The organism is Cupriavidus sp. FW306-1B-F12B, assembly GCF_058781795.1.
On sequence record NZ_JBYSXC010000018.1, the window covers coordinates 86,156 to 99,432 of the forward strand.

Here is a 13,277-nt window from a genome sequence, read left to right on the forward strand (position 1 = left end):
CGGGACGACCCTGCTGCAGCCCTGCCTGTCCGCCATCCCCCGCTCCAGCGGAGAGAACCGAAAAACGGGCGAACCAAAAAAAAATGGGCGCAATGCCCATCATTCGCCCATCCTCGACGAGGATCGCTTTTTGAATAGACTTGAATTATACGCGGATTATGTCGAAAAGGCAAAAGCCAGACATTTCCGTGCACCGAATCCGGCGCCGGCAGGCGTTCAGCCCGCCATGCGCCGCAATCAGCGCTTATCGGTTGCCGCCGCGGTTGCCACCACGGTTGCCGCCGCCACTGCCACTACCGCCGCGCGGGGAACGGTTGCCGCCCGGTTTCGACGCCTTCGGCATCACATTGCCGTTGGCTTCGCCGCCGCCGCGACGCGGCTTGCCCTGACCCTGGCCGCCCAGGCCACCCTGACCGCGCATGCCACCCATGCCGCCCATGCCGGCGCCACCACGCCCCTGGCGTGCGCCAGTGCCGCGCCCGCCGCCCAGGTTGGCCGCGTGCGAGGTCAGCAAGGTGGGCCCGTGGGTGATATAGCCCATCGAGGTCTTCATCGGGTCCGGCTGGCTGCTGCGGCCGCCGCTACCGCCCCGGGCGCCGCCCTGGTCGAAGCGCGGCAGGCCGTCCATGCCCGTGGGCATCGGCATGCCGGCAATCGCGGCTTCGGTGCGCTGCTTGCGCCCGCCTACCTTGGTGGCGCCCTTGGGAGCCTGCTCGCCCTTGCCGGGCACCTTCAGGCCGACACCGGCCATCAGCGCCTTGACGTCATTCGGCTCGACTTCCTGCCAGCGGCCGCGCTTGAGGCCACGCGGCAGCAGGAACTGGCCGTAGCGGGTGCGGATCAGGCGCGACACGGTCAGCCCGACCGCCTCGAACATGCGGCGCACTTCACGGTTGCGGCCTTCGGTCAGGGCCACGTGATACCACTGGTTGACGCCTTCGCCGCCGCCGTCGGCAATACGCAGGAAGTTGGCCTCGCCGTCATCGAGCTTGATGCCATGCAGCAGGCGCTGGCGGTCGGCCTCGGCCAGCTCGCCCAGCGTGCGCACCGCGTACTCGCGCTCCACGCCATAGCGCGGATGCATGAAACGGTTGGCAATGTCACCCGAGGTGGTGAAGATCAGCAGGCCTTCGGTATTGAAGTCCAGGCGGCCCACTGCGACCCACTTGCCGGCCTTGATGCGCGGCAGGCTGTCGAACACGGTCGGACGGCCTTCCGGATCGGACTGGCTGACGATCTCGCCGGCGGGCTTGTGGTACAGCAGCACGCGCGGCGGCTTGGTCGACACCTTGCGGTGGATCAGCTTGCCGTTCACGCGGACCTGGTCCGCCGGCAGGATGCGCTGGCCGATATGGGCCGGCAGGCCGTTGACCGAAACGCGGCCCTGCAGGATCAGTTCTTCCATCTCGCGGCGCGAGCCCAGCCCGCCCTCGGCCAGCACCTTGTGCAGCTTGGGCGCGTCGTCGTCGGCCGACAGCTCGCGCACCGGCTTGGCCTTGGTGCGCGGAATGACGGTGTCTTCGTTGTCGTACTGCTCGGAGATCACGAAGCGGAACAGGTCTTCGCTGCTCGCCGCGGTCTTGTCCCCGCCGCCCTGGCCCTTGCGGGGCGCCTGCGGCTTGCCGCCATCCTTGCGGCGGCCCTGCTGCCGCGCGCCGGTGCCCTGCGCCTCGCCCGGCGCTGCCGCCTTGCCCGAGCGCTGGACCGGCTTGCGCTTGCGGCCGGGCTGCTCGGGCTTGTCGGTGCCTTCGGCCCTGGCCGCGCGGTCCACCTTGTCTGCCTTGCTGGTGCCCTGGCCGCCCTGGCTACCCTGGCCGCCCTCGCCCTGCCCCGTCTTGCGCTTGCCGCGGCCACGCTGGCCAGCGCGCGCACCGCCCGCCGCCTGTGCGGCGCCCGCTTCACCGGCATCGGCCTGGCCGCCGGCGCCTTCGGCGCCCTCGCCGCGGTCCTGTGCCTGGCGGCGCGATGCGACCAGGTTCCTCAGCCCGCGGCGCAGCCCCTTGCGGCGGGGCGCGGCTTCGCTGCCCGATCCGGGTTCTGCGGCGCCGGTGTCGGCGGGTGCGCCCGCATTGCGGGTGTCTTGCTCAACGGAATCAGACAAGATATTCACTATCGGATGTTGCATGTTGTTCAGTTCGGCACGCGCTCGTCGTGCTCGCTCGGGTGCGGCGGGGTGCCGTTGTCCGGCAAATCGCCCCGCGCCCCGTCCGGATTGGGTGCGGCTGGTTCGGTGGAAGCGGCCTCGGCGGCATCGTCGGCTGCAGCTTGCAGCGGTTGCGCGTCAAAGCCATTGGCGCCTTGGTCGACCGGGCCGGTCGTCTCGGCTTCGTTTGCGACGGATGCTTCAGCCACATCCGCTGCGTGCGCGGCGGGGTCGGCAAAAGCCTCTTCGTCGGCGCTGGCCGCCTTGTTTGCAGCCAGGTCTTCAAAATTGATGGCCTGCTGTTCCAGCAGGGTTGCCTGCGCCTGCGCCTGGGCATCTTCCAGCGGCGGCAGCTCATCCAGCGTACGCAGGCCAAGATCGTCCAGGAACGCCTTGGTGGTCGCATACAGCGCCGGCCTGCCCGGCACGTCGCGGTGTCCGATCACCTCGATCCAGCTGCGGTCCTCAAGCTTCTTGATGACTTCCGTGCTGACCGTCACGCCGCGGATTTCCTCGATATCGCCGCGGGTCACCGGCTGCCGGTAGGCAATGATCGCCAGTGTTTCCATCACCGCGCGCGAATATTTTGGCGGCTTTTCAGGATTCAGCCGATCCAGGTATTCACGCATTTCCGGCCGGCTCTGGAAGCGCCAGCCGCTGGCCAGCGCCACCAGTTCCACGCCGCGCGGCCGCCAGTCCTGGCGCAGTTCATCAAGCAGCACGCGGATGGTGTCTGCGCCGACGTCGTCGTCAAACAGCCGCCGCAGATCATTGACGCGCAGCGGTTCCTGCGCGCAGATCAGCGCCGTCTCGAGGACGATCTTCGCCTCTTGGGTATTCATGTTGATGGTGTGCAGCCTGTCTTTGCACCTGCTCCCGGACGGATCCGGGGCACCGGAGATTTTGGATACAGCGGTGCGAAAGCCACCGCCATCTCATTGCGCAGCTAGCCGGATACCTGCTGCATCCAAGCCGTGCACTTCCCTATCTTTGCATCGAGTTGCCGGGCGTTCCGGCAGGAGATCGTTCGCATGCCGTTATGGGCCAGCCAGCGAACCTCTTGCGTAGCGCGTCCGCACATATCGGACGTCGCTGTCAGCGAACTGAAGGCCTCGGACGCAAGAAAAACGGGTATCGGGAGCAAGGCCGGCATCGCCAACACCGCAGTGCCAGCCGGACTTTTGAACCAGATCTTTTGAACCGGATGGACTTTGGGGACGGGACGGGCATCGAAAACCTTCCGCTTCCCCTGCCCTGAACTCGCCTTCTGGTATGAAGGCCGCCTGGCGCTGCTCGCCCGCTGCTTACCGCGGCTCACAAGACGCCGCGCGATACCGCAATGTTGGCGATTGTATGGCATTCCCGCCCCCGCCTGCAACCATCATCCGTTGCCCGCGCGGCGCCGGCGCCTCAGAACACCAGGCAGAATCCATGCTCGGCCAGCGAATGTGGCAACAGCACCGCTCGCGCAATGCCAAGGCCGCCGAACGCCATCACCGCCAGGCCGGCACCCAGGCGCACGCCGGGACGTCGCGACAGCGTACGCAAATAGCCCGACAGGCCGGAGAGCACCAGCAGGTTAGGCAGTGTGCCGAGCCCGAACACGCCCATCACGAGTGCGCCGGACGCCGCATTTCCCGCCAGCAGCGCCAGCGTGAGCGCCCCATAGACCATGCCGCACGGCACCAGTCCCCACGCCAGGCCCACGCCATATCGCCGCGCCAGGCCGCCGCGTGCGCGCACAAACGACGGCATGCCGCGTGCCACGCCAGCCAGCCGGCGCGCCACCGTTGCGCCGGCACGCGCCGCCAGCCGCTCCAGCCAGTCGACGGTAAAAGTGTTGCCGCGCAGCAACCGCCAGCCCGACCATAGCAGCATGACGCTGCCTGCGCCGAACAGCCAGCGCTGCACCGGCAGATAGTCCTGCTTCCACGCCGAAGCACCGACCGCGCCCAGCGCGGCCCCAAGCAGCATATAGGTCGAGATCCGGCCCAGGTGCATTATCAGCAACTCGCCCAGCCAGGCGGCACGGCTGGGCACAAGACTGATCGTGGCCGCCGCCCCGCGGCGTTGCTCCACGGCCAGCGCCACGCCGCCGCACATGGCAGCGCAGTGGACCCCGCCCAGCAAAGCCAGCAGAAAAACGCTGATCAGTACGCCAAATGTCAATTCTCACTCCCTACCACATCACATCGCACGGTAAAATGTCCTTATCGCGCCCTCGCTGCCATTTCTAGCAGGTTCCAATTGCTCACCTCCATTCCCATTACCGAGATGTCACCCCGCTGCTCCACCTGTGCGATGGGGCAGCTGTGCCTTCCGGTCGGCATGTCGCAGCAAGACCTTGCCAAGATGGACACGCTGGTTCAGGAACGCATCCGTGTGCACAAGGGTGAAACCCTGTATCGCATGGGCGATCCGCTCACCGCGGTCTATGCCGTGCGCTTTGGCACGCTCAAGACCCACGTCACCACTGAAGACGGCCGCTCGCAGATTACCGGCTTCCACCTGCCCGGCGAAATTGTCGGTCTCGACGGGCTGGGCGAGATGCAGCATGCCTCCGATGCCGCCGCGCTGGAGGACACCGAAGTCTGCGTGGTCCGCATGAGCGAGTTGCAATCGCTGTCGGCAGACCTGCCGTCGCTGCAGCAGCAGTTCCTGCGCCTGATGGGCAAGGAAATCACGCATGACCAACTGATGCTGGTCACGCTGGGCTCGATGCGCGCCGAGGAACGCCTTGCCGCCTTCCTGATCAACCTCTCTGAGCGCCTGTCGGCGCGCGGCTATTCGGCGTCCGAGTTCGTGATGCGCATGAGCCGCGAAGAGATCGGCAGCTACCTGGGCCTGAAGCTCGAAACCGTCAGCCGCCTGTTCTCTCGCTTTGCCGAAGCCGGCCTGATCCAGATTCGCCAGCGCCACGTCAAGCTCGTGGACATCGACGGCATCAAGCAACTCTACAGCCGCTCCTGCTAAGCGGCCAAGGCGCTGTCATGGCCGCATCCGGCCATGACAGCGCAGGCCTCACGGCAGCCCGCTTACTCCAGTTCGTCGGTATCGCTGAGCCGCGTCGGCATGGTGTAGAGCGTCAGTCCGCTGGACAACGCGCAGAACACCCAGGCCATCAGGAAGCCGATGGTGTAGACCGATTCGCGGGACGCTTCGATCGGCTGGCCGAAGAAGCTCAGGTCACCGGGATCCACCACCGAAAACACCGTCGCGGTCGCAAACCCAGCCATCAGGAACGCCGGCCAGAGTACCCACATCAGCCAGCGCAACCTCATGGCTGCCTCACAGCGGCAGCCTTGGGCGGCGCGGCGTCGACCTTCTCGACCACCAGGCCATGGCGCGTTGCACCCTGCACCGGCATGTCCGGATGCGCGGATGCCAGCCAGATTGTCACGCCGCACGCCACCATCGCCACCAGCGGGCCGCTCATCAACAGCCACGGCCACGGCTCCTTCCACCACGGATTGCCTTGCTGACTCATCTTGTCCCCCTTCATCTTGACGACTAGCTTCACAAATCGCGCGGCACGATGAAACTGGTGGATTGCCGGATTTCGGCATGCCCCCGCTCCGTGCCTTCGCTCGTCACTGTCACGTTGATCTTGTGCGTGCCCTGCGCCGCGGCCTCGATCGGCACGCGGATCCGGATCGGCAGCAACCGGTTGGACGTCGGCGCCAGCGATTCGGCCTGCTTGTCGTATTCCACCGTCAGGTTCTTCAATTCGTCGCTGTCGGCGCGCACGCTGATCTGCATCGGCGCTTCGGTGGTGTTGATCAGCTGCAGGCGATAGACATTCTCGATCCAGCGGCCTTCCACTTCACGGCCGAGCGCACCACGGTCGCGGATGATGTCGACCTTCAGCGGCGTGCGCAGCGCGATCGAAGCCATGAACCCGGCCAGCAGTGCCACCCAGATCACGGAATAGATAACGACGCGCGGGCGCAGCAGGCGCTTGCGCGATGCCGCCGCGGACAAGCCCTTGCGCATCGCGTTTTCCGAGGTGTACCGGATCAGGCCGCGCGGATATGCCATCTTGTCCATGACCTGGTCGCAGGCGTCGATGCAGGCGCCGCAGCCGATGCACTCGTACTGCAGGCCGTCGCGGATATCGATGCCCGTCGGGCACACCTGCACGCAGATGCTGCAGTTGACGCAGTCGCCAAGCCCCGCCTTGTGGTGGTCGGTCTTGCGCGACCGGCTGCCGCGCGGCTCGCCGCGGCCGACGTCGTAGGTCACGACATAGGTATCGCGATCCACCATCACGCTCTGGAAGCGCGCATACGGGCACATGTACTTGCACACCTGCTCGCGCATGAAGCCCGCATTGCCCCAGGTGGCGAACGCGTAGAACAGCATCCAGAACGACTGCCACGGCCCCAGCGACAGGCTGAGCACCTCGCCGCCCAGTTCGCGGATCGGTGCGAAATAGCCGATGAAGGTAAAGCCGGTCCAGAGCGCAATCAGCACCCACAGGAAGTGCTTGGTCGCCTTGAGACGGAACTTGCGCAGGCTCCACGGATCGCCGTCGAGCCGGATGCGGGCGATGCGGTCGCCTTCGACCCGCCGCTCGATCCACATGAAGATCTCGGTGTAGACCGTCTGCGGACAGGCATAGCCGCAGAACAGCCGCCCCGCGATCGCCGTGAACAGGAACAGCGCCAGCGCCGAGATGACCAGCAGCACCGCCAGGTAGATGACGTCCTGCGGCCACAGCACCAGCCCGAAGATGTAGAACTTGCGCTCGCCAAGGTCAAACAGCACGGCCTGGCGGTCATTCCATTGGAGCCAGGGCGTGCCGTAGTAGATCAGCTGGGTCAGGATCACCAGCCAGACCCGCCAGCTGGAGAAGGCGCCCGTCACCGAGCGCGGGTAGATCTTGCGGCGGACCTCGTAGAGCGTTTCGTCAGAGGTCTCGCCCGGCGCAGCGGCCGACCGTTGCAGGTCGGCCGCCCGGGCCATTTCTTCGGTCCCGGGTGCGTTCATGGGCATGCTCTCCCGCGAGCTGCCAGCGCCCGCTCACATGAGTCGTCGGTCATTGCCCGGCTCCGCCCCCAGTGTTGGACAAACCCCAGACATAGGCCGTCAGCATCCGGATGCGTTCAGGCGTCAGGATCTCCTCATGCGCGGGCATGTGGTTGTTGTGGCCCTTCAGGATGGCGTCGACGATGCTGCCTTCCGAGCTGCCATACAGCCAGACGTTGTCCGCCAGGTTGGGCGCGCCGAGCGCCTGGTTGCCCTTGCCGCCGGCGCCGTGGCATGCCACGCAGGTCGTCTTGAAGGCGCCCTCGCCACGCGACGCACGGATCGGGTCCGACGACAGGCCCGACAGCGAGCGCACGTATTGCGCCACGTCGCCCGCCTGCTTGGCGTCGATGGCCGCGGCAAACGGCGGCATCACGCCATTGCGGCCCTTGGTGATGGTCTGCTGGATGATGTCGGGTTCGCCACCATAGAGCCAGTCGCTGTCCGTCAGGTTCGGGAAGCCGCGGCTGCCGCGCGCGTCCGAGCCGTGGCATTGTGCGCAGTAGTTCAGGAACAGGCGCTGGCCGATCTCGCGCGCCTGCGGATCCGCCGCTACCTGCTTGACGTCCATCTTCAGGTACTTGGCGTAGATCTCGTTCTGCATTTTCTCCTGCGCCGCGCGGTGCGCGGCAAGTTCGCCCTGCGTGGAGAACTTCAGCACGCCGGCATACGAACCCAGTCCCGGGTACAGCACCAGGTAGGCCAGGCTGAAGATGCAGGCCAGCAGGAACATCCACATCCACCAGCGCGGCAACGGGTTGTTCAGCTCGCGCAGGTCACCGTCCCAGACATGGCCGGTGTCTTCAGTGCCGCCGGCGGTCTTGGCGACCTTGCGTTGCGAGAACAGCAGCCACACGCACCAGACGATGCCGATGAGCGCGATAGCGGCAATGTAATAACTCCAGAATTCGGAAATGAAATCGCTCATGGCTAGGTGTTCCGGCTCGATGTTGTCGTGGTTTCGTCAGGCAGCGCGAACGGCAGCATGGCGGATTCCCGGTTGGCGGCCTGCCGGCCGGCGGACCAGGCCCACCAGCAGATCCCCAGGAAGACGACCATCGACACGACGGTCGCAATGGCAGTGATCATGGCCATGGCTTACTCCTTGGGTGCCGCGGCCGCGGCGGAATCCACGCGGACGTTGCGGCGGTTGGTGCCCAGGCCTTGCAGGTAGGCAACCAGCGCATCTTCTTCGGTCTTGCCCTTGAGCTCGTCCGGTGCCTTGGCGATCTCGGCATCCGTGTACGGCACGCCCAGGCGCACCAGCGCGCGCATGCGGGCCTGGATGTCGTTGGTGGGCAGCTCGGCCCTTTCCAGCCACGGGTACGATGGCATCACCGATTCCGGCACCACGTCGCGCGGATTGCGCAGGTGGATGCGCTGCCAGTCATCCGAGTAGCGCCCGCCCACGCGCGCCAGGTCGGGACCGGTGCGCTTGGAGCCCCACAGGAACGGGTGGTCGTAGACCGACTCGCCCGCCGTGGAAAAGTGGCCGTAGCGCTCGGTCTCGGCCTGCAGCGTGCGGACCTGCTGCGAGTGGCAGCCGACGCAGCCTTCACGGATATAGATATCGCGGCCCATCAGCCGCAGCGGCGAATACGGGGTGATGCCCGGATCCGGCTCGGTGGTGGAGTGCTGGAAGAACAGCGGCACGATCTGGACCAGACCCGCAATGCTGACCACGAGGATCGTGCAGATGATCAGCCAGCCGATGTTCTTCTCCAGCGTTTCGTGGGAAAAGAAGCGTTGTTTGTCGGACATCTTTCTATCCTGGATTGATCAGTGGGCAGAGGCAGTGATGCTGGCCGGAATCGGCGCATCCACTGCGGGCTTGCCGACGATGGTCTTGAGCACGTTGTAGGCCATCAGCAGCATGCCGGACAGGAAGCACAGGCCACCCAGCAAGCGAATCAGGTAGAACGGGTACTTGGCCTTGACCGCTTCGACGAAGGCATAGGTCAGCGTGCCGTCAGGCTGCGTGGCGCGCCACATCAGGCCTTCCATCACCCCGGCGATCCACATCGAGGCGATATACAGCACCACGCCGATGGTCGCGATCCAGAAGTGCCATTCGATCATCCTGACGCTGTACATCTGCTTCTCGCCGAACAGACGCGGGATCAGGTAGTAGAGCGAGCCGATCGAGATCATCGCGACCCAGCCCAGCGCGCCCGAGTGCACGTGACCGATGGTCCAGTCCGTGTAGTGCGAGAGCGCGTTGACGGTCTTGATCGACATCATCGAGCCTTCGAACGTGGCCATGCCGTAGAACGACAGCGCCACCACCAGGAACTTCAGGATGGGGTCGGTGCGCAGCTTGTGCCAGGCCCCCGACAAGGTCATGATGCCGTTGATCATGCCGCCCCACGACGGCGCCAGCAGGATCAGCGAGAACACCATGCCCAGCGACTGTGCCCAGTCCGGCAGCGCGGTGTACTGCAGGTGGTGCGGGCCGGCCCACATGTAGGTGAAGTTCAGCGCCCAGAAGTGGACGATGGACAGGCGGTAGGAGTAGATCGGGCGCTCGGCCTGCTTGGGAATGAAGTAGTACATCATCCCCAGGAAGCTGGTGGTCAGGAAGAAGCCCACGGCATTATGGCCGTACCACCATTGGATCATCGCGTCCTGCACGCCGGCATAGGCCGAGTAGGACTTCCACAGCGACACCGGTATCTCGATGTTGTTGACGATGTGCAGCAGCGCGATGGTCAGGATGTAGGCGCCGAAGAACCAGTTGGCGACGTAGATATGCCGGGTCTTGCGCTTGACGATGGTGCCGAAGAACACGATCGCGTAGGCCACCCAGACCGCGGTGATCAGCAGGTCGATCGGCCATTCCAGTTCCGCGTATTCCTTGGAGCTGGTGATCCCCAGCGGCAGCGTGATGGCGGCGGCGACGATGACCAGCTGCCAGCCCCAGAACGTGAACGCGGCCAGCGGGCCGCAAAACAGGCGGGCCTGGCAGGTGCGCTGAACCACGTAGTACGAGGTCGCGAACAGCGCGCTGCCGCCGAAGGCGAAGATCACCGCATTGGTATGCAGCGGCCGCAGCCGGCCAAACGACAGCCAGGGTGTGTTGAAATTGAGTTCGGGCCAGATCAGCTGTGCTGCCAGCAGCACGCCGACGGCCATGCCGACGATCCCCCAGACTACCGTCATGACAGCGAACTGTCTTACGACGCCGTAATTGAAGGTGTCGACGCGTGAAGACGCGGCAGTGACATCCATTCAGACCCCCAAAGCTTAGAGAAAAGAAAAAACCTACTGACAGTGTGACTTTAGAAAAACCATGCTGCGTGTGCGTTGATCTTTATCAAGTCGCTCAGGGCATGCATGGAACCTGCGTGCTGGACCCCGGTCGGAGGGCGCGCCGCGCGGCAGGTTCATGGCTTGTCGTTGTCCAGCAGGATCGATTCGGCGGGCCGGTCCAGGTCGTCGTACTGCCCGGCATGGAGGGCCCACCACAGCGCGCCCGCGATGACCACGACAAGCACCAGGCTCATCGGCACCAGCAGGTAAAGCGTTTCCATCAGTCAGACTCCCTTGTGGCGCGGCTTGCCGGCGCGCAGCAGGCGCCAGGCATTGGCCACCACCAGCAACGACGACAGCGACATGCCGATGCCGGCCATCCAGGCCGTGACCAGCCCCGTCGCTGCGAGCGGGATGGCCACCACGTTGTAGAAGAAGGCCCAGCCCAGGTTCTGGCGCACCACCCGGCGCGTCCGGCGCGACACCGCCAATGCGGTGGCGATCTCGGCCACGCCGCCGTGCGTCAGCACCGCGTCCGCACCGGCCTGGGCCAGCGGCGCGCCGCTGCCGATGGCGATCGACACCTGGGCCTGCGCCAGCACCGGCGCATCGTTGATGCCATCGCCCACGGCCAGCACCACCGCCCCGCCCTGCTGGAGCCGCGCGACGTAGTTGCGCTTGCCTTCCGGGGTGACCGCGCCGGCCACGCAGGCTATGCCGAAGTGCGATGCCCACCAGTGGACCGCTTCGGCGTGATCGCCCGATACCAGGTGGCAGCGCACGCCCAGTTCGCGCAGCCGCGTGAGCAACTGCGGCGTCTGCGTCCGCTCCACATCGGCCAGGACGAAGCGCGCCAGCGGACCCGCTGGCGCGCCCAGCCACACCACGGTGGCGCCAGGATGGTCCGCGTCGCTGCGCCAGGTGTCCGGTGCCTGGCCGCTGTCGGGCGCCAGCGCCGCGACAAAGTCGGCGCGGCCGAGCCGCAGGCGTTGGCCATCGACGATCGCCTCCAGGCCCTGGCCCGGGACGTTGCGCATGTCGGACACCTGGAGCGGCATGCCGGCGTTACCCTGCGCCGCGGCCACCAGCGCACGCGCGATCGGATGTTCGCCACCGCGCTCCATCGCGGCGGCCAGCGCCAGGCATCGGGTCCGATCGGCGTCAGCCAGCGGCTCGACCGCGGCCACGGCAAAGCGCCCTTCGGTCAGCGTGCCGGTCTTGTCGAGGACCACGTCGGTGACGCGCGCCAGCGTCTCCAGCGCGTGGCCGCGTGTCAGCAGCACGCCGCGGCGCGACAGCGCCGCACCGGCCGCGGCCAGTGCGGCCGGCGTTGCCAGTGACAAGGCGCACGGGCAACTGACCACCAGCACCGCAATCGTCACCAGCAAGGCGCGCGACGGATCGATCCAGAGGCCCCATACCAGCCCGGTCAGCGCCGCCAGCCCCAGCAGCGTCGCCACGAACCAGCCCGCGACGCGGTCGGCCAGCGTGGCCAGGCGCGGCTTTTCAGCCAGCGCGCGGTCCAGCACCGCGACGATCTCGGCCAGGCGGGTGCCGGCGCCGACGCGTGTGATCCGCAGTTCGAGCGGGCTTGCCGTATTGAAGCTGCCGGCCAGCACGGTCTCGCCGGCGGCGCGGCGCACCGGGCGGCTCTCGCCGGTCAGCATGGATTCGTCGAGCTCGCTCGCGCCCGCCACCACGGCGCCATCGGCGGGAACGATCTCGCCGGCCTTGACGCGGATCAGATCGCCCGCACGCAGGCGCGCGACCGGCACACGCTCGCCGGCCGCACCCGTCGCGACCAGCCGTTCGCAGGTGGCCGGCAGCTGGCGCGCCAGCATCTCGGCGCCGCTGCGCGAGGCCTGGCGCACGCGCAGTTCCAGGTAGCGGGCCAGCAGCAGGAAGGCGACGAACATCGTCACCGAATCGAAATACACCTCGCCCACTCCGCGCACCGTGGCCAGCGCGCTGGCGGCAAAGCCGGCGCCGATGCCGATCGCCACCGGCACGTCCATGCCCATGTGGCGCTGGCGCAGGCTGCGCCAGGCACCGGCAAAGATCGGCGAGGCGGCATAGAACACCACCGGCAGCGTCAGGGCGAAACTGGCCCAGCGCATCAGCTGGAGCTGGCCAGGGTCGATGGTGGCCTCGTGCGTGTAGATCGGCCACGCATACATCATGACCTGCATCATGCCGAGCATGGCCACCGCCATGCGCATCAGCAGCCCGCGGCGCGCGCGGCGGTCCTGCTGGTCGGTGCGCGAGACTTCGAACGGCCAGGCCATGTAGCCGATGCCGGCCAGCGCGGCCAGCAGCCCCGCCACCGTCTGGGCGCCGTCGCGCCAGCGCACCACCACGCGCCGCGTGGCGACATTAGCGACCGCGGACTCAACGCCCGGCTGGCGGCTCAGGTGCTGTTCGATCAGCCACGCGCAGGCGGCACAGCGGATGCTCTCGGGCGCCAGCGTGATCTCGGCGCGGCCGCTGTCCAGCGGGCGGACAAACTGGGCGCGCAGCTCAGGGGTGTCGTAGGCGGCCCAGATCGGTTCGGCCTCGCGCCGGGCGTCGTCGTCGATGGGACGGGCGAAGCGGGCTTCATCCCCGTACAGGTGGGCAAAGCCGGCCGCATGGAGGGTCTGCGCCAATGCCTGGCAACCGCCGCAGCAGAACACCCGGCGGCTGCCGTCCAGCTCGGCGGCAAGCGGCTCGGTGTCCGTGACGGGCAGGCCGCAATGGAAGCAGGCCAGCCGCGCACCGGCGCCGGACGCAGCCGGGCCCACGGCATCACGGAGCGCGGACGGCGGGTACGGTGCCAGCAAGCTGGCTGAAGGACTGGTGACTGGGGGCGACGACATGG

13 protein-coding genes are annotated in these 13,277 nt (G+C 66.8%); 1 reads left to right on the forward strand and 12 read right to left on the reverse strand.

Annotated elements, in window-relative coordinates; translation table 11 throughout:
- Positions 1-244: 244 nt before the first annotated feature.
- The 3 genes from rluB to AC3WLE_RS26150 form a co-directional block, all read right to left on the reverse strand.
- Positions 245-2,125 carry a 23S rRNA pseudouridine(2605) synthase RluB gene (rluB, locus tag AC3WLE_RS26140; protein ID WP_492319918.1) on the reverse strand — a complete coding sequence of 627 codons (1,881 nt, stop codon included), beginning with the start codon at positions 2,123-2,125 and terminating at the stop codon, positions 245-247.
- A 5-nt stretch (positions 2,126-2,130) separates the two neighbouring features.
- Positions 2,131-2,985, reverse strand: a complete 855-nt coding sequence (gene scpB / locus AC3WLE_RS26145) for an SMC-Scp complex subunit ScpB (RefSeq protein WP_492319917.1) — start codon at positions 2,983-2,985, stop codon at positions 2,131-2,133.
- A 568-nt stretch (positions 2,986-3,553) separates the two neighbouring features.
- A complete protein-coding gene (locus tag AC3WLE_RS26150; RefSeq protein ID WP_492319916.1) occupies positions 3,554-4,312 on the reverse strand; it encodes a sulfite exporter TauE/SafE family protein in 759 nt (252 codons plus the stop codon).
- A gap of 78 nt (positions 4,313-4,390) precedes the next feature.
- On the opposite strand from AC3WLE_RS26150, the gene fnr reads away from it, so the two are divergent.
- Complete coding sequence (gene fnr, locus AC3WLE_RS26155) at positions 4,391-5,116, forward strand: fumarate/nitrate reduction transcriptional regulator Fnr (RefSeq protein ID WP_010809477.1); 726 nt, start codon at positions 4,391-4,393, stop codon at positions 5,114-5,116.
- Between the two features lie 62 nt (positions 5,117-5,178).
- Here the strand turns inward: fnr and AC3WLE_RS26160 are convergent, their stop codons facing one another.
- The 9 genes from AC3WLE_RS26160 to AC3WLE_RS26200 all read right to left on the reverse strand — a co-directional run bounded on the left by AC3WLE_RS26160 (position 5,179) and on the right by AC3WLE_RS26200 (position 13,275).
- On the reverse strand, positions 5,179-5,424 hold the full coding sequence (locus AC3WLE_RS26160; RefSeq protein WP_492356950.1) for a hypothetical protein: 246 nt from the start codon (positions 5,422-5,424) through the stop codon (positions 5,179-5,181).
- Positions 5,421-5,630, reverse strand: coding sequence for a hypothetical protein (locus AC3WLE_RS26165; RefSeq protein WP_492356949.1), 210 nt, complete (start codon positions 5,628-5,630; stop codon positions 5,421-5,423). The genes AC3WLE_RS26160 and AC3WLE_RS26165 overlap by 4 nt, the downstream gene beginning before the upstream one ends.
- A gap of 29 nt (positions 5,631-5,659) precedes the next feature.
- Positions 5,660-7,132 (reverse strand): cytochrome c oxidase accessory protein CcoG, encoded by a 1,473-nt coding sequence (ccoG, locus tag AC3WLE_RS26170; RefSeq protein WP_492319914.1) that lies wholly within the window; start codon positions 7,130-7,132, stop codon positions 5,660-5,662.
- A gap of 49 nt (positions 7,133-7,181) precedes the next feature.
- Complete coding sequence (gene ccoP, locus AC3WLE_RS26175) at positions 7,182-8,099, reverse strand: cytochrome-c oxidase, cbb3-type subunit III (RefSeq protein WP_492319913.1); 918 nt, start codon at positions 8,097-8,099, stop codon at positions 7,182-7,184.
- Positions 8,100-8,101: 2 nt separating this feature from the next.
- Entirely contained in the window at positions 8,102-8,266 is a 165-nt protein-coding gene (locus AC3WLE_RS26180; RefSeq protein ID WP_010809472.1) for a cbb3-type cytochrome oxidase subunit 3, read from the reverse strand.
- Between the two features lie 3 nt (positions 8,267-8,269).
- Positions 8,270-8,932, reverse strand: coding sequence for a cytochrome-c oxidase, cbb3-type subunit II (ccoO, locus tag AC3WLE_RS26185; protein WP_492319912.1), 663 nt, complete (start codon positions 8,930-8,932; stop codon positions 8,270-8,272).
- An 18-nt stretch (positions 8,933-8,950) separates the two neighbouring features.
- Complete coding sequence (gene ccoN / locus AC3WLE_RS26190; RefSeq protein WP_492319911.1) at positions 8,951-10,399, reverse strand: cytochrome-c oxidase, cbb3-type subunit I; 1,449 nt, start codon at positions 10,397-10,399, stop codon at positions 8,951-8,953.
- A gap of 155 nt (positions 10,400-10,554) precedes the next feature.
- Positions 10,555-10,701, reverse strand: a complete 147-nt coding sequence (ccoS, locus tag AC3WLE_RS26195; RefSeq protein ID WP_010809469.1) for a cbb3-type cytochrome oxidase assembly protein CcoS — start codon at positions 10,699-10,701, stop codon at positions 10,555-10,557.
- Between the two features lie 3 nt (positions 10,702-10,704).
- Positions 10,705-13,275, reverse strand: a complete 2,571-nt coding sequence (locus AC3WLE_RS26200) for a heavy metal translocating P-type ATPase (RefSeq protein WP_492356948.1) — start codon at positions 13,273-13,275, stop codon at positions 10,705-10,707.
- Positions 13,276-13,277 lie beyond the last annotated feature (2 nt).